Here is a 21372-nt window from a genome sequence, read left to right as displayed (position 1 = left end):
GCAATGCGTGTGCTGCTGGTGGAAGACGACGAGATGATCGGGCGCAGCCTGAAGCAGGCGCTCGAGGGCGCAGGCTGGTCGGCCGACTGGGTGCGCGACGGCGAACTGGCGCAAAGCGCGCTCGGCGACGGCGGCTACACCTGCGTGCTGCTCGACCTGGGCCTGCCGCGGCAGGACGGCACCGAGGTGCTGCGCCGCGCGCGCGAACGCGGCGACGCCACGCCGGTGCTGGTGCTCACCGCGCGCGACGGCCTGGACGACCGCATCCACAGCCTCGACCTGGGCGCCGACGACTACCTGCGGAAGCCCTTCGAGTTCCGCGAACTGCTCGCGCGCATGCGGGCCGTGGTGCGCCGGCGCGACGGCGCCGCGCATTCGCTGATCGGCGGCAGCACGATGCAGCTCGACCTCACCACGCGCGAGGTGCTGGTCGATGGGGCGCGCGAGGCGCTCACCGCGCGCGAGTTCGCGCTGCTGCACGCCCTGCTCGAGCGGCCCGGCGCCATCCTTTCGCGCGAGCAGCTCGAGAACCGCATCTACGGCTGGGGCGAGGAAGTGACCAGCAACGCCATCGACGTGCTGATCCACGGCATGCGCCGCAAGCTCGGCGCCGATTCGATCCGCAACGTGCGCGGGCTCGGCTGGCGCGTTGCGGCATGAGCCCCCGCCCGGCCGCTCCGAAGGGGGCTCGCACCGCAGTGCGAAGCACGGAGGTTTGCCAATGACCTCTGTGCGCGGCGGCCGCTGGTGGCGCCCGCGCTCGCTGCGCACCCAACTGCTGTTCTGGCTCGTCACGCTGCACCTGGTGGCGGCGGCGCTCACGGCGTGGTTCACCTTCGTGGCCTATGGCGACCTGGTGCACAACGCGCTCGACGAGCAGATGCGGCTGGTGGCCGATTCCTATGCGGGCAGCGGCCAGTCCGGGACCCCGCGCCCGCTCGACGGCAATGCCGCCCTGGTGCGCGGCTCCTTCGTGGTCCAGCTCTGGAGCGCCGATGGCCGCACGCTGCGCGCGGTTTCCTGGCCGCCGCTGGCCGTGGTGCCGCTGCAGCCGCGGCCGGGTTTCAGCGATGCGCGCGCCGATGCGCCCACGCCGTCGCGCTGGCGCGTGTTCACGGCCGAGGCCGGGCCGCGCGCCGACCAGCCGCGCGTGCAGGTGCTGCAGAACGAGGACTACCGCCGGCGCCGGGCGCTGCGCCGCGCGCTGCTCGAAGGACTGCCCATCGCGCTGCTGCTGCCGCTGGCCTTGCTGATCCTCTGGCTCATCGTGTCGGCGGCTTCGCGCTCGCTGCGCGCGGTGGCGCGCGACGTGGCCTCGCAGGACGAGCGCCGCCCCACCGAGCTGTCGCTGGCGCGCGTGCCGGACGAGATCGCGCCGCTGGTCCACGCGTTCAACCACCTGCTGTCGCGCGTGCGCAGTGCCTTCGCCACGCAGCGCCGCTTCGTGCAGGACGCGGCTCACGAGCTGCGCACGCCGATGGCCGCGATCGGCCTGCAGATCGAGAACCTGCGCGCGCACGTGCCCGCCGGCGAAGCCACCGAGCGCTTCAACCAGCTCGAGGCCGGCGTCACGCGCGCGCAGCACCTGATCGAGCAGTTGCTGAGCCTCTCGCGGCAGGACGCGCCGGGACGCCCGCTCGCGCCCTCGCGCGAAGCGGTCGACATCGAAACCCTGCTGCGCGAGAGCGTGAGCCAGCTGATGGTGCTGGCCGACGCGCGGCGCGTGGACATCGGTTTCGAGGGCTCGATCGCGCCCGTGGTGCAGGCGCCGGCCGCCGAGCTGCGCAGCGTGTTCGACAACCTGATCGACAACGCGCTGCGCTATGCGCCCGAAGGCGGCGTGGTCGACGTGCGGCTGCACGAGGTCGACGGCCATGCAGTGGTCGACGTGCTCGACAACGGGCCGGGCATTCCGGCCTCGTCGATCGGCCGCGTGTTCGACCGCTTCTTTCGCGTGCCGGGCGCTCCGGCCGGCGGCAGCGGGCTCGGGCTGGCGATTGCGCGCACGGCCGCCGAGCGGCATGGCCTGCGCGTCGAGCTGCGCAACCGCGATGAGGCAGAAGGTGGCGGCGGGCCGGGGCTGCTGGCCCGGGTGCACCTGCCGCCGGCGGCGACTGCGGCAACGGCGCCGCTCACGCCAAGCTAATTTCCTGCTCACGGCGCGCTCAGCCGGGCTGCCTAGAGTGCATCCAGGCCCTGCCACGCGCAGTTCGCGCGATGGCACGCGGCCGGAGACAAACCCTCAGGAGCACACACCATGCGCACTTCCTTCAAGCTTCTTGCCCTTGGCTCCTTCGCCGCGTTCGCGGCGCTCGGTGCCGTGAATGCGTCGGCCGAGACCACCGACGGCTCGGACTACCACCCGCTGCAGATGAATTCGCCCGAGAACCCCGACGTGCAGGCCGGCGCGATGGCCGCCGCGCGTCCCGACGGCACCGAGTCCATCGGCCAGTCGACCAGCGCGCCGGCCATGAACTCGACGACGCGGGTGTCCGACGTGCAGGCCGGCGCCTATGCGGCCTCGCATGCGACGGGCACCGAGTCGATCGGGCAGTCGACCTCGCTGCCGCTCGTGCAGTCGGCCAGCGGCAGTTGATCAGTCGTCGCTGTTGCCGAGCAGCGCGCGGTAGATCAGCGCGCCGATGATCGCGCCCGCGATGGGCGCGACCCAGAACAGCCACAGCTCCGACACCGCGTACGACGGGCCGAACAGCGCCGGGCCCGTGCTGCGCGCGGGATTCACCGAGGTGTTGGTGACCGGAATGGAGATCAGGTGGATCAGCGTGAGGCACAGGCCGATGGCCAGGCCCGCGAAGCCGCCGGCCGCGCGCTTGGCGGTGGCGCCGAGGATCACGATCAGGAACACCGCGGTCATCACCACCTCGCACACCAGCGCGGCCGTCATGCCGTACTTGCCGGGCGAGTGTTCGCCGAAGCCATTGGTGGCGAAGCCGCCGATGTCGGCGCCGGGCTTGCCGGTGGCAATCAGGTAGAGCACGCCGGCCGCGGCAATCGCACCCAGCACCTGCGAGACGATGTAGCCCGCGAGCTGCGAGGCCTTGAAGCGCCCCGCGGCTGCGAGGCCGATCGACACCGCCGGATTGAAGTGGCCGCCCGAGATGGGACCGAGCGCATAGGCGCCGGTCACCACCGTCAGGCCGAACGCCAGCGCGACGCCCAGGAAGCCGATGCCCAGGTTGTTCGGAAAGGCCGCCGCCAGGACCGCGCTTCCGCAGCCGCCCAGCGTGAGCCAGAAAGTACCAATGAACTCGGCCGACCACTTTTTGTAGGTGCTATGTTCCATCTGCTCCATCCCTCCAGAAGTTGAAAAAAATTGCGTGGCCGGGGGCCGCGCGCGGGCGGATTCTAGGAACGTAAACAGCATGCGTCACGCATGTTGTTGCAGCTGGCGGAACCTGTTCACAGTTCAGCGGTCTTTTGTTTCTGACACGCGTTGCGCAAACCGCTAAAGGGCTTGGTCAGGGCACGACGACGATCTTGCCGAAGGCGCCGCGCGCGAGATGGTCGAGCGCATCGGGCAAGTCATCGAAGGCGTATCGCGCCGCGATCACGGGCTCGAGCGCATTGGCGTCGACGGCGCGCACCAGGTCTTCGAGCGCGCGCCGATGGCCCACGCCAATGCCCTGCACCGTGACGCGGCCGAGCACCACCGCGTAGTACGAAGCGCTGAGCGTCTCGCCGCCGAGCATGCCGATGATCGACACGCGCCCGCCCTGCGCCACCGCCTGCAGCGAGCGGTCGAGGTTCGGCCCGCTCGCGAGTTCGAGCACGTGGTCGGCGCCGCGGCCCTGCGTGAGCCGGCGCACTTCGGCCGGCCAGTCGCTGTCTCGCATCAGCACTTCGCTGGCGCCCAGCGCCAGCGTCTGCGCACGCTTCTCTTCGCTGCCCGTGACCACGATGGCCCGCGCGCCATTCAGCCGCGCCAGCTGCACGCCGAACAGCGCCACGCCGCCGGTGCCATGGACCAGCACGGTCTGGCCGGGCCGCAGCGCGCCGGTCTCGGCCAGCGCGAACCAGGCCGTGAGGCCGGCGCACGGCAGCGTGCTGGCCTGCGCGAAATCGAGCGTGGCCGGCGCGGCCACGGCCCAGGCCGCGTCGATCAGCACGTGCGAGGCGAGCATGCCCGGGCCGGGGCCGCCCATCGGCACGGCCTCGGCCGGCCAGTGGCTGTCGATCCAGCCGCCCCAGAAAGTGTTGACCACGTGGTCGCCCACGGCCAGGCGCCGCACGCCCGGGCCCACGGCCACCACCGTGCCGGCCATGTCCGAGCCGGGCGTGAAGGGCAGGTCGAACGTCATGCCCATGCCGTCGCGGATCATCAGCAGGTCGCGGTAGTTGAGCGACACCGCGCCCACCTGCACGAGGACCTGGCCCGGGCCGGGCGCGGGCAGCGGCAGCTCCACCTGTTCGAGCTGCTCGCGGCCGAAGGAAGAAAGTTGCCAGCGCCTGAGCGTTCTGCTTGCCTGCATGAAAAAGCCTCCACAAAAAAGAAAAGAAGCCTTCATGCTATTGGCGAGTTGATATATCCAGTGTTGGATAATTTTCAACTCTATGGCGCCTGAAAGTATCCAATGAGTCCACGCCTGCAGGGCATCGAAGAGTTCGTCGCCGCGGTGGAGGCCGGCAGTTTTGCGCGTGCGGCAGAGCGGCTGCACGTCACCCGCTCCGCGGTGGCCAAGAGCATTGCGCGGCTCGAGGCGCGGCTGGGCACGCGGCTTTTCCTGCGCACCACGCGCAGCCAGAGCCTCACCGAGGAAGGCCATGGCTACTACGAGCGCTGCCGGCGCGTGCTGGCCGAACTCGATGCCGCCGAGGCCATGGCCGACGCCGCGCGCAGCACCGCCGCCGGGCTGGTGCGCCTGAGCATGCCGGCCATGCTGGGGCGGCTGAAGGTCGGGCCGCTGCTGCTGGCGCTGGCGCGCCGGCATCCGGGGCTGTCGCTGGAGCTTTCCTTCAACGACCGGCGCGTGGACCTGGTCGAAGACGGGCTGGACCTGGCCATCCGCAGCGGCGAGCTGGCCGACAGCGCCGAACTGGTCGCGCGGCCGGTCGGCGTGCAGTGGATGGTGCTGTGCGCCGCGCCGGCCTACCTGGCCGAACGCGGGCACCCGGGCAGCGTGGCCGAACTGGGCGCATCGCCGTCGCACGAGGCGGTGTTCTACGCCCGCGACGGGCAGATCTCGCCCTGGCGCTTCCACGACGCCGAAGGCCGGCTGGCCGAAGTGGTGCTGCCCTCGCGGCTGCGCTGCGACAGCGCCGAGGTGCTGCTCGAAGCCGCCATCGGCGGCATGGGGCTCGCGCGCCTGCCGGCCTGGCTGGCAGCCGATGCGCTGGCGGCCGGCACGCTGGTGCGCGTGTTCGAGGAGCCGCGGCCTTTCGGCTTCGAGCTCAACGTGATCCGCTCGCGCAGCCGCTACCTGCCCCACAAGACCCGGGTGGTGGTCGACTGGCTGGCCGAGCACCTGCCGCCGCTGCTGGCGGCCCGCTGAGCGGCTTTGCCCGCTATCCTTTCGTCGCCTTTCATCCTTCAGCCAGCCAGTCACTCATTCACCGGAGAACGCATGCGCCCCTTTGTCCAGAGGAATGCCGCGGCCCTTGCCGCATGCGCGGGCGCCATGGCCCTGCTTTTTTCTGCCGGCGCCGCCGCGCAGGGCACGGTGAACGCGCTGTGCAGCACCGACGCGGGCTGGTGCGAAGCCGCGGCCGCGGCCTTCACGCGCGAGACCGGCATCCGGGTGCAGCAGGCGCACAAGGGCACCGGCGAGATCGGCGCCCAGCTGCGCGCCGAGGCGGCCAACCCCAAGACCGACATCTGGTGGGGCGGCACCGGCGACCCGTTCCTGCAGGCCGCCGAGCAGGGCCTGCTCGAAGCCTACCGGCCGGCCTACATCAACGACCTGCACGACTGGTCGGTGCGCCAGTACGCCATGTCGCAGAACATGGTGGGCGGCTTCTACACCAGCGCCATCGGCTTCGGCTTCAACACCGAGCTGCTCAGGCGCAAGAAGCTGCACGAGCCCAAGTGCTGGGCCGACCTGGTCAAGCCCGAATACCGGGGCGAGATCGAGATCTCGCATCCGGCCTCCAGCGGCACGGCCTACACCATCATCGCGGGCCTGGTGCAGCAGATGGGCGAGGACGCGGCCTTCGACTATTTGAGGAAGCTGCACCGCAACGTCACCAGCTACACCCGCAGCGGCCAGGCGCAGGCGCCCAACGTCGCCAAGGGCGAGGTGGCCATCGGCGTGAGCTTCATCTTCGGCTTCGAGCGCTGGCGGTATGACAAATTCCCGGTCAAGACCGCCGCGCCCTGCGAGGGCACCAGCTACGAGGTGGGCGGCATCGCGCTGGTCAAGGGTGCGCGCAACAAGGAGAATGCGAAGCGCTACTACGACTGGCTCATGAGCCCGGCCGGCCAGGCGATCGGGGGGCAGGTCGGCAGCCTGCAGTCGCCCGCCAACAAGACCTTCAAGCCCGATGCGCGCATTCCGTCGATGAGCGACGTGAAGCTCATCAAGTACGACTTCGAGAAATACGGCAGGGCCGCCGAGCGCAAGCGGCTGATCGACCGCTGGACCCGCGAGGTGGAATCGCAGGCCAGGTAGGCCTATTGTTTTTCGGGGCGAAAGCCCCAACTCGCAGAGTTGGCGAGTCGAGCGTGCGGTCAAGGCCGCCCGGCTTAGAATTTTTTGGCTTCGATATTTCTTCTCTTCCCATGGCTGATTCTTCCAACACGAAACTCCCGTTCCAGGCTGAAGTCGCGCAACTGCTGCACCTCGTCACGCATGCGCTCTACTCGAACAAGGAAATCTTCCTGCGCGAGCTGATCTCGAACGCATCGGACGCCTGCGACAAGCTGCGCTTCGAGGCCATCGACCGTCCCGAACTCTACGAGGACCAGCCCGAGCTGGACGTGCGCCTTTCCTTCGACAAGGCCGCGCGCACCATCACCATCACCGACAAGGGCATCGGCCTGTCGCGCCAGGAGGCCATCGAGAACCTCGGCACCATCGCCAAAAGCGGTACCAAGGACTTCGTGAGCAAGCTCAGCGGCGACCAGAAGGCCGACGCGCAGCTCATCGGCCAGTTCGGCGTGGGCTTCTATTCGGGCTTCATCGTGGCCGACAAGATCACGGTCGAATCGCGCCGCGCGGGCCTGCCGCCCGAGCAGGGCGTGCGCTGGACGAGCGGCGGCGCCGGCGACTTCGAGGTGGCCGACATCACGCGTCCCGAGCGCGGCACTGGCATCACGCTGCACCTGCGCGACGACGCCGACGAATACCTCAACGCCTGGAAGCTCAAGCAGATCGTCGGCAAGTACTCCGACCACATCTCGCTGCCCATCCTCATGGAAAAGGAGGAGTGGAAGGAAGGCGAGAACGACCAGCCCGGCGACATGGTCAAGACCGGCGAATGGGAAACCGTCAACAAGGCCAGCGCGCTCTGGAGCCGCCCCAAGAAGGACATCACGCCCGAGCAGTACGAAGAGTTCTACAAGAGCATCAGCCACGACTACGAGGCCCCGCTCGCCTGGAGCCACAACCGCGTGGAAGGCAGCACCGAGTACACGCAGCTGCTCTACATTCCGTCGAAGGCGCCGTTCGACCTGTGGAACCGCGACAAGAGCGCGGGCGTCAAGCTCTACGTGAAGCGCGTCTTCATCATGGACGACGCCGAGGCGCTGCTGCCCAGCTACCTGCGCTTCGTGAAGGGCGTGATCGACTCGTCCGACCTGCCGCTCAACGTGAGCCGCGAGCTGCTGCAGGAAAGCCGCGACGTGAAGGCCATCCGCGAAGGCAGCACCAAGCGCGTGCTCGGCATGCTCGAAGACCTGGCCAAGAAGCAGAAGACCGGGCCGGAAAGCGCAGAGGGCAAGATCGACGTGGGCTCCGGCGAATCGGTGCCGGCCCCCGAGCCGACCGAGTCCGTGACCGACGTGGTCGACAAGAATGCGCCGACGGCCGCCGAAACAGCGGCATCCGCGGCCGACGAATCGGGCAAGTACGCCAAGTTCTATGCCGAGTTCGGCGCCGTGCTCAAGGAAGGCCTGGGCGAGGACTTCGGCAACCGCGACCGCATCGCCAAGCTGCTGCGCTTCGCCTCCACCACGAGCGACACCGTGAGCGTGAGCTTTGCCGACTACAAGGCGCGCATGAAGGAAGGCCAGGACGCGATCTACTACATCACGGCCGACACGCTCGCCGCCGCCAAGAACAGCCCGCAGCTCGAGGTCTTCAAGAAGAAGGGCATCGAGGTGCTGCTGATGACCGACCGCGTCGACGAATGGGCGCTCAACTACCTCACCGAGTTCGACGGCACGCCGCTGCAGAGCGTGGCCAAGGGCGCGGTCGACCTCGGCAAGCTGCAGGACGAGGCCGAGAAGAAGGCCGCCGAGGAAGCCGCCGAATCCTTCAAGCCGCTGCTCGAGAAGCTCAAGGAAGCGCTCAAGGACAAGGCCGGGGACGTGCGGGTGACCACGCGCCTGGTCGATTCGCCGGCCTGCCTGGTGGTGCAGGACGGCGGCATGAGCACGCAGCTCGCGCGCATGCTCAAGCAGGCCGGCCAGCCCGCGCCCGACCTGAAGCCCGTGCTCGAAGTGAACGCCGAGCACGCGCTGGTGAAGAAGCTCGACGGCTCCGAGCACTTCGACGATCTTGCGAACATCCTGTTCGACCAGGCGCTGCTGGCCGAAGGCGGCCTGCCGGCCGATCCCGCGGCCTACGTGAGGCGCGTCAACGCGCTGCTGGTGTGAACGCCCGGCCGCGCACCGCCCGTGCAGCGGCCGCCGTCGCGGCGGCGCTGCTGCTGGCGGCGGTGAGCGGCTGTTCGCACTATCACATCGGCATTCCGCTGGTGCCCGGACTCTCGCTCGGGCTGGGCGCCACCAAGGACGGCAATTTCTCCGTCGGGCTCAACACCGGCTGGGGTCCGCTCGGCGCGGGCGTGGCGGTCAACAACACCGGCGTGGTGGCCGGCAATGCGGGCGTGGGTGTCGGCGTCGGCATCGGTCCGATCGGCACCGGCGTGGGCGTGGGCAAAAGCGTGGTGCTGCACGATCCCAATGCCGGAAAGGCCGGCTACGCGCCTGCAGGCGGCGCCGCGCCGGTCACGACGGCGGCGGTGGGGGCCACGGTCCCGGTTTCCGGTACCTCCGGCATCACGGGTGTGGCGCCCGTGGCGGCGATTCCAACCGCTGCGCCGGTCACGGTCACCAAGGGCGGCGTGACCCAGCCGGCCGCCGCCTCTGCGCCGCGAGCGGTGCCGCCGCCTTCCTCGGTGCGTGTTTCCTACCGCCCGGTGGCCGATGCCGCCGCTCCTGCAGCCGGCAGCCCCGGCACGCCGGGCAATCCGATCGCACCCTGATCGCCGCTGCCTGCGGCGCTGTGCTGGAGACCGCTCCTTGGAACTCAAGCAATGGCGATGCTTCGTCACGCTCGCCGAGATCGGCAACATCCGCCGCGCGGCTTCGCTGCTCGCCATCTCGCAGCCCGCGCTCAGCGTGCGGGTGCAGCGGCTCGAGGAGGCCCTGGGCTTTGCGCTGTTCGACCGGCAGGCGCGCGGCGTCCGGCTGACGGAGCAGGGCGCGCGCCTGCTGCCGCATGCCCGGCGCCTGTTGTCGCGCGCCGCCGAAACCGATGAAGCCGCACGCGCCATCGGGCGCGGCGCCTTCGACCGGCTGGAGATCGGCGTCACGCCCATCGCGGCGCTGTCTTTCTTTCCCGATGCGATGCGTGCCTTTTCGGCCGCGCACCCGGGCGTGGTGCTGGCGCTGACCGAAGGCCTGTCGGACGAGCTCGAGGAAGCCGTGGCGCACCGCAGGCTCGACCTGGCGGTGGTGCATCCGCCGTCCTCGCGCGACGACCTCGTGGTGCGCGAGGTGGCCCGCGACCGCTTCATGGCCGTGGTGCCGGCCGCGCATCCGCTGGCAGGCGCCGGGCGCATCGCGGCGGCGGACCTGCGCCAGCAGACGCTGGTCGGGGTGCGGCGCGACATCGGGCCGGTGGTGTTCGACCGCATTGCTTCGTACCTTGCGCGCGCCGGCATCACCACGCAGGTCAACCAGTGCGCGAGTTCGTCGATCTCGCTCGTGGGGCTGGTGGCGGCCGGTGCGGGCATCGGGCTGGTGGTGGAATCGCTTGCCTGCATTGCGCGGCCCGACATCCGCTTCGTTGCGCTCGCCGACGATCCGCCGAGCCTCGGCTATGCGATGTGCCACCGGCCCGACCTGCCGGCGGAACTGCAGGGCGCGTTCATGCAGGCCTTCCATGCGCCCAAGGCGGGCGCGGGCGTGCGGCCCGAGTCATGAGGCGCTGGCGCCGGCCGCGGATTCGGGCAGGAAGCGCTCGCCTGGCGTGAGCGGCGCGTGCCGGTAGCTCGCCGGCGTGCGGCTGAGCTTCACGGGCGCGCCGATGCCGCGGTAGCCGCCTTCCATCTCGACCACCATCTGGCGATGCGCCGTGTGCGGATGCGCGAGCGCGGCATCCACCGGCAGCACCGGCGCGGCCGGCACGCCCGCGGCCATCAGCTGCTCGACCAGCGCACGGCCGTCGAACGCGGCCATCGCCGCCTCGAGTTGCTGCTTGAGCCCTGCGCGGTGCACCGAGCGCGCACCGGCCGTGCGGTAGAGCGGGTCGTCGGCCAGCCCGGGCAGGCCGATGCAGCGGCACAGGCTCGCGAACTGGCGGTCGTTGCCCACCGCCACGAACACCGGGTCGGTGCCCGTGGCCAGCGCGTCGTAGGGATAGATGTTGGGATGCGCGTTGCCGGTGCGGCGCGGTGCCGTGCCGTCCATGAACCAGTTGGCCGCATGCGGGTGCAGCAGCGAGAGCCCGCTGTCGTACAGCGCCGCCTCCACGAACTGGCCGCGGCCGCTGCGGTTGCGCTCCTGCAGCGCGAGCAGCACGCCGATCACCGCGTTCAGCCCGGTCACCATGTCGACCACCGGCAGGCCCACGCGCAGCGGGCCGCCGTCGGCCTCGCCGTTGATGCTCATGATGCCGGTCATGGCCTGCACCGCGGCGTCGTAGCCGGGCAGCGCGCCCAGCGGGCCGTCGGCGCCGAAGCCCGAGACGCGGCACCACACGAGGCGCGGAAAGCGTTCCGAGAGCGTCTCGTAGCCGATGCCCCAGCGCTCCATGGTGCCGGTCTTGAAGTTCTCGATCAGCACGTCGGCCTCGGCCACGAGCGCGAGCAGCGCTTCGCGGCCTTCGTCGGTGGAGAAGTCCAGGTGCTGTACGCGCTTGTTGCGGTTCAGGCCGTGGTAGTAGGACGCCACGCCGTCCTTGAAGGGCGGACCCCAGGTGCGCGTGTCGTCGCCCTGCGGCGGTTCGACCTTGAGCACGTCGGCGCCGTGGTCGCCGAGGATCTGGCCGCAGTACGGGCCGCCGAGGATGCGCGAGATGTCGAGGACGCGGATGCCGGCGAGGGCGCCTTGGGGTTGTGTCATTTCGGTGCTCCGTGCTTTCGTGTGTGGGGCTGTTGTTCCTGGCGCTGTTGTTCTTGGTGCTGTTGTCCGGGGCGCGTGCACAGGCCACCGGGTACTCCCCTCCGCGAATGTCCCCCGGCCTTCGGCCTCCTCCTTGATTTCGCTGCGGGGAGCACCCGATGCCCTGTGCACGAGAGGCGCGGCGCTTGTGCTGGCGGATCAACGACCGTCCTGCCCAACGATCACGTCGATGGGGTGCCTTGCGCAGCGAAATAAAGGGGGAGGCCGCAGGCCGGAGGACATTCGCGGAGCAAGGTACCCCGTCGGCGTGATCGCGCCCTGAACAACATCACGTCGAAATCAATCGAGCTGCGCGCCCGACTTCTTCACGACGTCCTTCCACTTGGCCGACTCGCTCACGATGAACTGCCCGAGCTTCTGCGGCGAGGTGTCCGCCGAGGCTTCCAGGCCCTGCGCCGCGAACATCTGCTTCACCTTGGGCGAGTTCAGCACCTCGGCGAAGGCCTGGTTGAGCTTGCTCACGCGGTCCGCGGGCGTGCCGGCCGGCGCCACGATGCCGAAGAACACGCTCACGTCGTAGCCCTTGTAGCCCTGTTCCGAAATCGTCGGCACCTCGGGCAGCGCCTGCGAGCGCGCGACCGTCGCCACGCCCAGCGCGCGCAGCTTGCCTGCCTTGACGTAAGGCAGCGCGGTGAGGATGTCGGTGAAGGTCATGCCGACCTGGTTGCCGAGCAGGTCGTTGAGTGCGGGGCCGGTGCCCTTGTACGGGATGTGCTGCAGGTCGGTGCCGGCCACCGAGTTGAACAGCACGCCCGCCAGGTGCGACGACGCGCCGTTGCCCGAGGACGCATAGCTGAGCTTGCCGGGGTTGGCTTTGGCATAGGCCACGAGTTCGCGCACGTCCTTCACCGGCAGCGCGGGGTTCACCACCAGGATGTTCGGCAGGTAGCCGACCTGGATCACCGGCGCGAAGCTCTTGACGGGGTCGTAGCTGATCTTGCGGTAGAGGCTCGCGTTGATGGCGAGCGGGCCCGAGGTGCCGAACAGCAGCGTATGGCCGTCGGCCTCGGCGCGCGCCACGTAGTCGGCGCCGATGTTGCCGCCTGCGCCCGCGCGGTTCTCCACGATCATCGGCTGGCCGAGGCGGTCCTTCATCTCGGCGGCCAGCGTGCGGGCCATGGCGTCGGTCGGGCCGCCGGGCGGGAAGGGCACGACCAGCACCAGGGGCTTGGAAGGGAAGGGGCCCTGGGCTTGCACGGCGGGTGCGGCGCCCAGCAGCGCGGCGCAGGCGGCCAGGGCCGCGAAGAAGTGGGTGAGGTGTCGCAAGATGATGTCTCCGTTCTTTGTGTCGTGAATCAGGCCGTGGCCTTGGCGGTGCGCGCAGTGGCGGCGCTGTTCCAGTCCGCGGGCATCGCGTCGGGCGCGAGCGGGTCGCGCGGCAGCACGCGGTGCAGCAGCACCAGCTGGGCCCAGCGCAGGCGCGGAGCCGAGCCGCTGCGCGCGGCCTCCCAGGCCATCGCGATGCTGCTCGTGCAGTGGTAGAGCGCCGAGGCGGCCTGGCGCGCCAGCACGTCGCCGCCTTCGCGCGCGGCGGTCTCGGCCAGTGCGGCGGCGCGCGCCAGCGCATCGCGCAGCGCCGCCGCAAAAGCCGGCGGCAGCGCCGCATCGGCCAGCAGCTGCTCGCAGTGCGCGCGCAGCACCGGCAGCGAGCCTTCGCGCTTCACGGCGCGGATCACGTCCAGCGCCACGATGTTGCTGGTGCCTTCCCAGATCGAGCCCAGGTGCGCATCGCGCACGAGCCGCGGGTCGCTCCATTCCTCGATGTAGCCGCAGCCGCCGCGCACTTCCATCGCGTCGCCCGTGACCTTGCGCGCGTCGCGGCAGGCGCGGAACTTGATGAGCGGCGTGAGGATGCGCAGCAGTGCGTAGGCGTCGGGCTCGCCGGCATCGGAGCGCGCGAGCGCCAGCGCGGTCTGGCACACCATGGTGCGCGCCTGTTCGGCCGGCAGGCGCAGCTTGTCGAGCTGGCGCTGCATCAGCGGCATCTGGTCGAGCGTGCGGCCGAAGGCGCGGCGCTCGGCGGCGATGTACTCGGCCTCGGCCACCGCGCGGCGCATGAGGCCGGCGGCGCGCACGCCGTTCGACAGGCGCGAGTTGTTGACCATGTCGGCCATCTGCACGAAGCCGCGGCCTTCCTCGCCCACCAGGTACGCAATCGCGCCTTCGAGCCGGATCTCGCCGCTGGCCATGGAGCGCGTGCCCAGCTTGTCCTTCAGCCGGATGATGCGGTAGTGGTTGAGGCTGCCGTCTTCGAGCCGGCGCGGCAGCAGGAACAGCGACACGCCCTTCATGCCGGGCAGGCCGTTCTCGGCGCGCGCGAGCACCATCGCGAAGTCGGCATCGGGGTTGGAGCAGAACCACTTGTCGCCGGTGATGCGCCAGCTGCCATCAGTCTCTTGCCGCGCCATCGTCGCAGTGGCCGCGATGTCGGAGCCCGCGGCCTGCTCGGTCATGAACATCGCGCCCTGCGCAAGCTCTTCGAAGTCCAGCGACGTGAGCCGAGGCAGGAAGCGCGCGACCAACTCGGGGCGGCCGAACTTCTTGAGCGTGCGCGTGAGCGAGTCGGTCATCGACACCGGGCAGCACAGGCCGAATTCGGCCTGCACGAAGAGATAGGTCAGCACGTACTTGACGAGCGGCGGCATCTTGCCCTTCCAGCCCAGCGTCTCCTCGCGGTGCGACATCGCGGCCAGGCCGAATTCGCTGAGCGCGAGGCGCTCCATCTCCACGTAGGCCGGGTGCTTGACGACCTTTTGTTCATCGAGCCCGGTGCGGGTGCGCTGCTTCAGCGTGGGCGGGTTGCGGTCGGCGGTGCTGGCCAGGTCGTCGAGCAGGCCGCCCGCGAGGCCGCCCAGCCGCTCGAAATGCGGTTGCATGTGTGCGCGCAGATCGTCGGGCAGGTAGAGCGCGAGCAGCCTGTGCAGCTCGGTGTCGGCCATGAACAGGTTCTGGCCGTGGCGGTCGGGAATCGGGTGCGCGTGCGCGTGCGCGGCGGTGGCGTCGTTCTGGGCCATGCGTTTGTCTCCTGGTTCGCCGCATTGTTGGGTCCCCGATGATCCGTGTCTAATATCGATTAGGTCTTGTTCGATTCGATTTACCTATCCATGGAACTGCGACACCTGCGCTACTTTTCCGTGCTGGCCGAGGAGCTGCATTTCGGGCGCGCCGCGCGGCGCCTGTCGATCTCGCAGCCGCCGCTGTCGGTGGCCATCCGCCAGCTCGAGGAGTCGGTGGGCGCGCGGCTGTTCGAGCGCAACAGCAAGGAGGTGCGGCTCACGCATGCGGGCGAGGCGCTGCGCGTCTCGGCGCGGCGGCTGCTGCTGCAGGCGGAAGAGGCGGCACTCGAAGCACGCGACGTGGCCGCGGGCTCGGCGGGAAGGCTGCGCATCGGCTTCGTCGGTGCAATGCTCTACCGCGGCCTGCCGCAGGCGCTGCGCGTGTTCCAGGCCAGGCACCCGGCGGTGCGCGTCACGCTCGCCGAACTCAATTCAGGCGTGCAGATCGCCGAGCTGCTGCACGACCGTCTCGACCTGGGCTTCGTGCACACCAGCCGCATGCCGCCCGAGCTGCAGCACCGGCTGCTGCTGTCCGAGCCCTTCGTGTGCTGCCTGCCTTCGGGCCACGCGCTCGCGCGCAAGCGCGTGCTCGCGCCGGCCGACCTGCGCAGCCAGCCCTTCGTGCTGTTCTCGCGCGAAGCCTCGCCCGATTACCACGAGCGCATCCTGTCGATCTGCGCCGACGCCGGCTTCCTGCCCGAGGTGCGGCACGAGGTGCGCCACTGGCTGGCCGTGGTCTCGCTGGTGTCGCAGGGCATGGGCGTCGCGCTGGTGCCGCAGGCCATGCGGCATTCGGCCCTGCGCGGGGCGGTGTTCCGGCCGCTCGACCGCGCGGTGGCGCAATCGGAGGCCTACGGCGTGTGGCGCAGCGGGCCGCCGAACGTGCTGGCCGAGCGGCTGCTGCAGGGCGTCGCGGAAAGCCTCGCCGCCGAGGACCGTCCTCAGGCGTAGAGCGGCTCTTCCGCCATCTGCTCGCACTGCTCCTGCAGCACGAGGATCTGGCCCTTCCAGTAGTCGCTGGAGCCGAACCAGGGAAAGTTGATCGGGAAGATCGGGTCTTCCCAGCGCCGCGCGAGCCAGGCGCTGTAGTGGATGAGCCGCAGGGTGCGCAGCGGCTCGATCAGCGCGAGTTCGCGGCGGTCGAATTCGCGGAACTGCTCGTAGCCGTCGAGCAGGCCCGAGAGCTGCGCGGTGCGCTGCGCGCGCTCGCCCGACAGCAGCATCCAGAGGTCCTGCACCGCGAAGCCGGTGCGCGCATCGTCCAGGTCGACGAAGTGCGGGCCGCCGCCGGGCCGGTCGGTCGGCGTCCACAGGATGTTGCCGGGATGCACGTCGCCATGCAGGCGCAGCTTGCGCGGCTGGAAGTCGGAGGCCGGGGCGTTCACTGCCAGCGCGGTGGCGGCAATCATGTCCAGCGCTTCGTTGCAGGCCTTTTCCCAGTCGCGCTGCACGTCGAGCGGCACCTTGTCGTGGGCCAGCAGCCAGTCGCGCGAGGCGATGCCGAAGGTCTGCAGGTCGAGCGCGGGCCGGGCCTCGAAAGGCCTGGCGCTGCCCACGGTGTGGATGCGCGCGAGAAAGCGGCCGACCCATTCGAGCACTTCAAAATCGTCCAGCTCCGGCGCGCGGCCGCCGCGGTAGGGGCTCACGCTGAAGGCAAAGCCGCCGTGGCGGTGCAGCGTGGCGCCGCCGAAAGCCAGCGGCGCCACGGCCGGTACTTCGGCCGCCGCCAGTTCGAGCGAGAAGCCGTGCTCCTCGAGGATCTCGGCCTCGCTCCAGCGCTCGGGGCGGTAGAACTTGACCACCACGGCACTGCGGTCTTCCAGGAACACCTGGTAGACCCGGTTCTCGTACGAGTTCAGGCCGGTGAGACGGCCATCGCCGTGCAGGCCGAGCGTTGCCAGGGCGTCCAGCACCACGTCGGGCGTGAGGCTCTCGTAAGGATGGGTGTTCGCGGGCGCTGCGGGGGAAAGGGTCATGCAGCGATTGTCGCTACCCCGGCCCCCGGAATGTCAGAGGCCGCCCGGTTGTTTGTAAAGCGAAAGGATATGGCCGGTGCGCGGGTCGCCCTTGCCGGCCAGCACCTGCGCATAGGCGGCCTGCACCGCTTCGCCGCCGTGGTGGTGCTCGGCGCGCAGCCAGGGCTTCTTCGCGTCGGTCACCGTGGCCAGGAAGTGGTGCCATGCGGCCACCATGCGCCGGCCGAATTCGTCGGCGCCCCACTCGGCGGTGCGCTTCTTGATCTGCGCCGGCGCGAAGAACAGCGTGGCGCGCGGGCCTGCCAGGTCTTTGCCCGCGCCCCTGGCCGCGAGCTGCTCGACGTGCGTGCCGCCGATCGAGCAGCTGTACCTGAGGTTGGAAAAGCGCGCGTGGATCGCGTTGCGCAGGCCGGCGTTGCCCGCGAAGTCCACATAGACGCAGGGCGTGCCGGCCGCGATGCCGTCGAGCGCGTCGTAGGTGACCACGCGGTGGTAGCAGCCCAGGCTCTCGCAGAAGGCCACGTTGGCGGGCGAGGTCAGGCCGATCACCTCGATGCCTTCGCGCTGGTGCAGCTGGAAGGCGGTGCCGTAGGCCGTCTTGCTCGATGCGCTCGACAGCAGCAGGGTGTTCGCGCCGAAGAAATCGTTGTCGGCCATGAAGTCGTCGATCAGCCACGAGGTGATGAACAGCGGGCGCAGCAGCGCCTGCACGTCTTCGGTGTCCGCGGTGTAGAGCGGGTCGGCGTTGCAGCGGAAGTACTGGTTGTAGACCGCGGGCAGTTCCGCGCGGTGCGCGGCGGCATCGGTGAAGCGCCCGGGCGAGAGGCGGTCCGGGCTCAGCACGGCGCCCGACGACATCGGCCAGTAGCCGTAGAGCCGCTCGCCCACCGCCACGCCCGGGTGCAGCGACTGCACCACGCTGGCGAAGCCCCATACCGGGATGCTGCCCCAGCCTTCTTCCGTGGACGGGAAGAACTGCCAGTAGCTCATCGCATCGCCGAAGGCGGCGTAGGTGATGTTGTTGGAGGTGAGCGCAAAGCTGTCGATGCGCACGCGCACCTGGCCGTCGGCCAGCGGCTGGTCGGCGGCGGTGTGCAGCCGCGTGGTGGCGAGTTCGCCCTTGCGGATCAGGAGGCTGGTGGTGCTGCTCATGGTGTCGATCTCCATGGTGGTGGTGTGGGTTGCGGGGATGGCGCGTGCTGCAGCCACATTAGCCAAGCTCGATGAAAGGCGCTATCGCGCTTCCCTTTTCCGCGTCACCCGTGAGACAACGCCGGCCATAAAAAAGCGCCCCGGCTTGTGGCCGGGACGCTTTCTTGTTGTTGCGCTGGGCGCGGAATCAGGCGATCGAGAGTTCGACGTCGATGTTGCCGCGCGTGGCGTTCGAGTACGGGCAGACCTGGTGGGCCGTGTCGACCAGCTTCTGCTTCTGGTCGGCGTCGAGGCCGGGCAGCGTGATGGCCAGCTTCACGGCGATGCCGTAGGCGGCGCCGCCATTCGTCGGGCCAAGGGAAACGCTGGAGTCGATGGCCACGTCCTCGGGCACCTTGACGCCGATCTTCGGGCCGACGGCCTTCATTGCGCCGATGAAGCAGGCGGCATAGCCGACCGCGAACAGCTGCTCGGGGTTGGTGCCGGGCTTGCCCGAACCGGGCGAGCTGAGCTTGACGTCGATGGCGCCGTCGCTGGACTTGCCTGCGCCGTCACGGCCGCCGACGGTGTGGGCTTCAGCGGTGTAGAGAACCTTGTCGAGCTTGGTGGTCATGGTGATTCCTTTGAGGATGGAGGGAGGGTGGAAAAAAAGCTTCTCTCTCTTTCGATCGAAGCGGGGAGAAAGAAAACCGGTGGACCTGTCTGTTCAGGCCGCCTTCTTGATGCGGTCGCGCAGCGACTGGATCTGCTGGGTGAGCGAAATCAGTTCGGGCACCGAGCACTCGGCGGCGGCCATCAGGCATTCGGGCACGTTCGCGGCGCGGGCCTTGAGCCTGCGGCCCGCAGCGGTGAGCGTGATGTGCACGCGGCGTTCGTCGGCCGCGTCGCGCACCCTGGCCACGTAGCCGGTGGCTTCGAGCCGCTTGAGCAGCGGGGTGAGCGTGCCGGAATCCAGCGAGAGGCGCTCGCCGAGCTCGGAGACCATCGGCCCGTCATGTTCCCAGAGGGCGAGCATGACCAGGTATTGGGGATAGGTGAGCTGCAGCTTTTCCAGCACCGGCTTGTAGAGGCGGGTCATGGCCAATGAGGCGGAGTAGACGGCGAAGCAGAGCTGGTTGTCCAGCTTGAGCATTTCGTCTGTGGCTTGTGGGGTGCTGCGCATGGCGGGGATTGTAGTGTGCAATTTGATTGCGTGCAATGTAATTGTTTTGGGTTCTGTTTTGGGTTTGTTTTCCGGGGCCGGGACTCGCCCCGGCGGGCGACCTACTTTTCTTTGCTTCGCCAAAGAAACGTAGGCAAAAGAAAGGCGACCCCACTGTCTGCGACCCCTTCGCTGCGCTATGGGGCAACCTGCGGTGCTCACGTTTCGCGGGGTCTCGCCCAAACTCGCTTCGCTCAAACAAGGGCAAGCCCTGATCCGCGAAACGCTGCGCTCCTCGGCGCAGCCAGAGGGGAGGGGAGACCGAACGGGCCTTTGCTTCGCTCGGCCACCAAGCCACCGCGGCGCTGCGCGCCGCGGTGGTTGGTATTGGCTGTTGGGGTTGATATCGGGCCGAGCGAAGCGACGGCCCGTCGGCTCCCACCCCTTCTGTATGCGCCGAGGAGCGCAGCGTTTCGCGGACAAGGGCTCGCAGCTGTTTGAGCGAAGCGAGTTCTGCGAGACCCCGCGAAACGCGAGCACCGCAGGTTGCCCGCAGCGAAGCGGAGGGACGCAGACAGTAGGGTCGCCTTTCTTTTGCCTACGTTTCTTTGGCGAAGCAAAGAAAAGTAGGTCGGCTGCCGGGCCGAGACCCGGCCCCGAAACCCCAAAAAAACATCACCCCCCAAACCTCTTCCGAGTCAACGCCAGCGCCACCCAGAAAGCCACCACCGCATACACCGCCAGCACCCCCGCATGCAGCCACCAGTCGCCAGGCCACTGGTCCATGAACAGCGGCCGCACCAGCGCCACCGCATTGGTCAGCGGCAGCCATGCCGCCACGGCCCTCACGGCGGAAGGCAGTTGTTCCAAAGGAAAGAACACGCCGCTCAAGAACATCATCGGCGTCATGAACAGCGTGAAGTAATAGGTGAAGAAGTCGTAGCTCTTGGCAAGCGCATTGAAGATCAGTGCGATCGAGGAGAAGGTGATGCCCGCGCCGATCAGCACCATCCAAGCGACGATCAGCTTGGGGCTGTGGCTGATGCCCAGCCCGAGCATCACGAACAGGATCGCGGTCACGGTGAAGATCGACTTGAACGCCGCCCACAGCATCTCGGCCAGCACGATGTCGTCCAGGCCCACGGGCGCATTCATGATGCCGTCCCAGGTCTTCTGCACCTGCATGCGAGAGAACGCCGAATACAGCGCCTCGAAGCTCGCGGCATTCATCGCGCTCATGCAGATCGAACCGCTCGCGAGGAACAGGATGTACGGCACCGAGCTTCCGTTGACCGACACCTGTCCGATCAGTGCTCCCATGCCGTAGCCGAAGGCCACGAGCCAGATCAGCGGCTCGGCGATGTTGCCGATCAGGCTCGGTATCGCGAGCTTTCGCCACACGAGCAGGTTGCGCAGGAACACGGGCCACCAACGCAGTGAGATCTCGGGTGCGCGCCACACGGACGGAGAGGGTGGCGATGCCATGGCGGAAGGGGTTGCAGTCGTCGTATTCATGATGCTGGCCTAGCCGTCTTCACGAATCTGACGACCCGTGAGCTTGAGAAAAAGGTCTTCGAGGTTCGCGGGCCGGTGGAAGGTGCGCAGGCGGCCGTGCCGCGTGAGCGCATCGAGCAGCCGGCGCGCGTCCTGCGTATAGAAGAACACTGTCTCCCCGCTCACTTCCACGCGCGCCGCCATCGCCTTCAGTTCCGGCGACTCGGCCAGCGAGAGCGCGCCGTTGCCATACACCTCGACCACGTCGGGTTCCAGGTGCTCGGCGATCAGGTCGCGCGGGCGGCCCTCGGCGATCTTGCGGCCGTGGTCGAGCACCAGGAGGCGCGAGCACAGGCGCTCGGCCTCGTCCATGAAATGCGTGGTCAGCAGGATCGACTTGCCCTGCTGCAGCAGCACCTGCAGGCGCTCCCACATCAGGTGGCGCGCCTGCGGGTCGAGTCCCGTGGTGGGTTCGTCGAGCATCAGCAGCTTCGGGTCGTTCACCAGCGCGCGCGCCAGCGAGAGGCGCCGGCGCATGCCGCCCGAGAGCTCGCCCGGCTTTGCATCGGCCTTGTGCGAGAGCGCCGCAAACTCCAGCAGCTGCGGCACGCGCTCGCGCACCTGCGCCTTGCTGAAGCCGAAGTAGCGGCCATACACCACGAGGTTCTCGGCGCAGCTGAAGTCGGGGTCGAGCGTGTCGAACTGAGAGACCACGCCGAGCTGCGCCTTGATGGCCAGCGCATCGCGCGGCATCTGCAGGCCCAGCGCGGAGATCTCGCCGCCGTCGGGCGCGGTCAGGCCCAGGCACATGCGGATCGTGGTGGTCTTGCCGGCGCCGTTCGGGCCGATCACGCCAAGACATTCACCGGGCGCGATCTCGAACGACAGGTCGTCCACGACCGTGGTGCCGCCATAGCGCTTGAGCAGATGGCTGGCGTGAAAGAGGGGGGTGGAAGAGGAGGATGGCACGCGGCCATTCTGGCCCAGGCTCGCGAACGCTGCCGCCATCGCTTCAACCGATGGACA

Annotated in this window: 20 protein-coding genes; 9 read left to right on the top strand and 11 right to left on the bottom strand. The window is 69.0% G+C overall.

The window, feature by feature from the left end; all coding sequences use genetic code 11:
- Nucleotides 1-3 precede the first annotated feature (3 nt).
- From ACAM54_RS24230 to ACAM54_RS24220, 3 genes are all read left to right on the top strand, one after another.
- A complete protein-coding gene (locus ACAM54_RS24230) occupies nt 4-660 on the top strand; it encodes a response regulator transcription factor (protein WP_145739467.1) in 657 nt (218 codons plus the stop codon).
- 61 nt (nt 661-721) lie between these two features.
- On the top strand, nt 722-2146 hold the full coding sequence (locus tag ACAM54_RS24225; protein WP_369649191.1) for a sensor histidine kinase: 1425 nt from the start codon (nt 722-724) through the stop codon (nt 2144-2146).
- Nucleotides 2147-2257: 111 nt separating this feature from the next.
- Nucleotides 2258-2596, top strand: a complete 339-nt coding sequence (locus tag ACAM54_RS24220) for a hypothetical protein (RefSeq protein ID WP_369649190.1) — start codon at nt 2258-2260, stop codon at nt 2594-2596.
- Here the strand turns inward: ACAM54_RS24220 and aqpZ are convergent, their stop codons facing one another.
- Both aqpZ and ACAM54_RS24210 read right to left on the bottom strand, forming a co-directional pair.
- Nucleotides 2597-3304: an aquaporin Z gene (aqpZ, locus tag ACAM54_RS24215; RefSeq protein ID WP_145739472.1), complete on the bottom strand. Its 708-nt coding sequence runs from the start codon at nt 3302-3304 to the stop codon at nt 2597-2599.
- 175 nt (nt 3305-3479) lie between these two features.
- Complete coding sequence (locus ACAM54_RS24210; RefSeq protein WP_369649189.1) at nt 3480-4490, bottom strand: NAD(P)-dependent alcohol dehydrogenase; 1011 nt, start codon at nt 4488-4490, stop codon at nt 3480-3482.
- Nucleotides 4491-4592: 102 nt separating this feature from the next.
- Here ACAM54_RS24210 and ACAM54_RS24205 point away from each other — a divergent pair, with 102 nt between their 5' ends.
- From ACAM54_RS24205 to ACAM54_RS24185, 5 genes are all read left to right on the top strand, one after another.
- Nucleotides 4593-5510 carry a LysR family transcriptional regulator gene (locus tag ACAM54_RS24205; RefSeq protein WP_192325486.1) on the top strand — a complete coding sequence of 306 codons (918 nt, stop codon included), beginning with the start codon at nt 4593-4595 and terminating at the stop codon, nt 5508-5510.
- A 72-nt stretch (nt 5511-5582) separates the two neighbouring features.
- Complete coding sequence (locus ACAM54_RS24200; protein ID WP_369649188.1) at nt 5583-6626, top strand: ABC transporter substrate-binding protein; 1044 nt, start codon at nt 5583-5585, stop codon at nt 6624-6626.
- Between the two features lie 110 nt (nt 6627-6736).
- Entirely contained in the window at nt 6737-8773 is a 2037-nt protein-coding gene (gene htpG / locus ACAM54_RS24195; RefSeq protein WP_369649187.1) for a molecular chaperone HtpG, read from the top strand.
- Nucleotides 8770-9384: a hypothetical protein gene (locus tag ACAM54_RS24190; RefSeq protein ID WP_145739482.1), complete on the top strand. Its 615-nt coding sequence runs from the start codon at nt 8770-8772 to the stop codon at nt 9382-9384. Before htpG ends, ACAM54_RS24190 begins: the two co-directional genes overlap by 4 nt.
- Before the next feature lie 37 nt (nt 9385-9421).
- The gene (locus ACAM54_RS24185) at nt 9422-10327 is read left to right on the top strand and encodes a LysR family transcriptional regulator (protein ID WP_145739484.1); all 906 of its coding nucleotides are present in this window, start codon (nt 9422-9424) and stop codon (nt 10325-10327) included.
- Here the strand turns inward: ACAM54_RS24185 and ACAM54_RS24180 are convergent.
- The 3 genes from ACAM54_RS24180 to ACAM54_RS24170 all read right to left on the bottom strand — a co-directional run bounded on the left by ACAM54_RS24180 (nt 10322) and on the right by ACAM54_RS24170 (nt 14541).
- The gene (locus ACAM54_RS24180) at nt 10322-11467 is read right to left on the bottom strand and encodes a CaiB/BaiF CoA transferase family protein (protein WP_369649186.1); all 1146 of its coding nucleotides are present in this window, start codon (nt 11465-11467) and stop codon (nt 10322-10324) included. The genes ACAM54_RS24185 and ACAM54_RS24180 overlap by 6 nt on opposite strands.
- A 339-nt stretch (nt 11468-11806) precedes the next feature.
- On the bottom strand, nt 11807-12793 hold the full coding sequence (locus tag ACAM54_RS24175) for a Bug family tripartite tricarboxylate transporter substrate binding protein (protein ID WP_369649185.1): 987 nt from the start codon (nt 12791-12793) through the stop codon (nt 11807-11809).
- Nucleotides 12794-12822: 29 nt separating this feature from the next.
- The gene (locus ACAM54_RS24170; RefSeq protein ID WP_369649184.1) at nt 12823-14541 is read right to left on the bottom strand and encodes an acyl-CoA dehydrogenase family protein; all 1719 of its coding nucleotides are present in this window, start codon (nt 14539-14541) and stop codon (nt 12823-12825) included.
- A 90-nt stretch (nt 14542-14631) separates the two neighbouring features.
- Here ACAM54_RS24170 and ACAM54_RS24165 point away from each other — a divergent pair, with 90 nt between their 5' ends.
- A complete protein-coding gene (locus ACAM54_RS24165; protein WP_369649183.1) occupies nt 14632-15534 on the top strand; it encodes a LysR family transcriptional regulator in 903 nt (300 codons plus the stop codon).
- Here ACAM54_RS24165 and ACAM54_RS24160 read toward each other — a convergent pair.
- From ACAM54_RS24160 to ACAM54_RS24135, 6 genes are all read right to left on the bottom strand, one after another.
- Entirely contained in the window at nt 15525-16559 is a 1035-nt protein-coding gene (locus ACAM54_RS24160) for a serine/threonine protein kinase (RefSeq protein WP_369649182.1), read from the bottom strand. The two genes, ACAM54_RS24165 and ACAM54_RS24160, sit on opposite strands and share 10 nt — an antisense overlap.
- A 33-nt stretch (nt 16560-16592) precedes the next feature.
- Entirely contained in the window at nt 16593-17711 is a 1119-nt protein-coding gene (locus ACAM54_RS24155; RefSeq protein ID WP_369649181.1) for a DUF2855 family protein, read from the bottom strand.
- Between the two features lie 187 nt (nt 17712-17898).
- Nucleotides 17899-18324 carry an organic hydroperoxide resistance protein gene (locus ACAM54_RS24150; protein ID WP_145739499.1) on the bottom strand — a complete coding sequence of 142 codons (426 nt, stop codon included), beginning with the start codon at nt 18322-18324 and terminating at the stop codon, nt 17899-17901.
- Nucleotides 18325-18417: 93 nt separating this feature from the next.
- Nucleotides 18418-18873 (bottom strand): MarR family winged helix-turn-helix transcriptional regulator, encoded by a 456-nt coding sequence (locus ACAM54_RS24145; protein ID WP_369649180.1) that lies wholly within the window; start codon nt 18871-18873, stop codon nt 18418-18420.
- Between the two features lie 654 nt (nt 18874-19527).
- On the bottom strand, nt 19528-20367 hold the full coding sequence (locus tag ACAM54_RS24140; RefSeq protein WP_369649179.1) for an ABC transporter permease: 840 nt from the start codon (nt 20365-20367) through the stop codon (nt 19528-19530).
- Nucleotides 20368-20376: 9 nt separating this feature from the next.
- Nucleotides 20377-21354: an ATP-binding cassette domain-containing protein gene (locus tag ACAM54_RS24135; RefSeq protein ID WP_186454112.1), complete on the bottom strand. Its 978-nt coding sequence runs from the start codon at nt 21352-21354 to the stop codon at nt 20377-20379.
- Between the last annotated feature and the right edge of the window lie 18 nt (nt 21355-21372).

The sequence above is a fragment of the Variovorax sp. V93 genome (assembly GCF_041154485.1).
Taxonomy (GTDB): domain Bacteria; phylum Pseudomonadota; class Gammaproteobacteria; order Burkholderiales; family Burkholderiaceae_C; genus Variovorax; species Variovorax beijingensis_A.
Note: the sequence above shows the minus strand (reverse complement) of the source record. Positions and strands in the feature narration are given on the sequence as shown.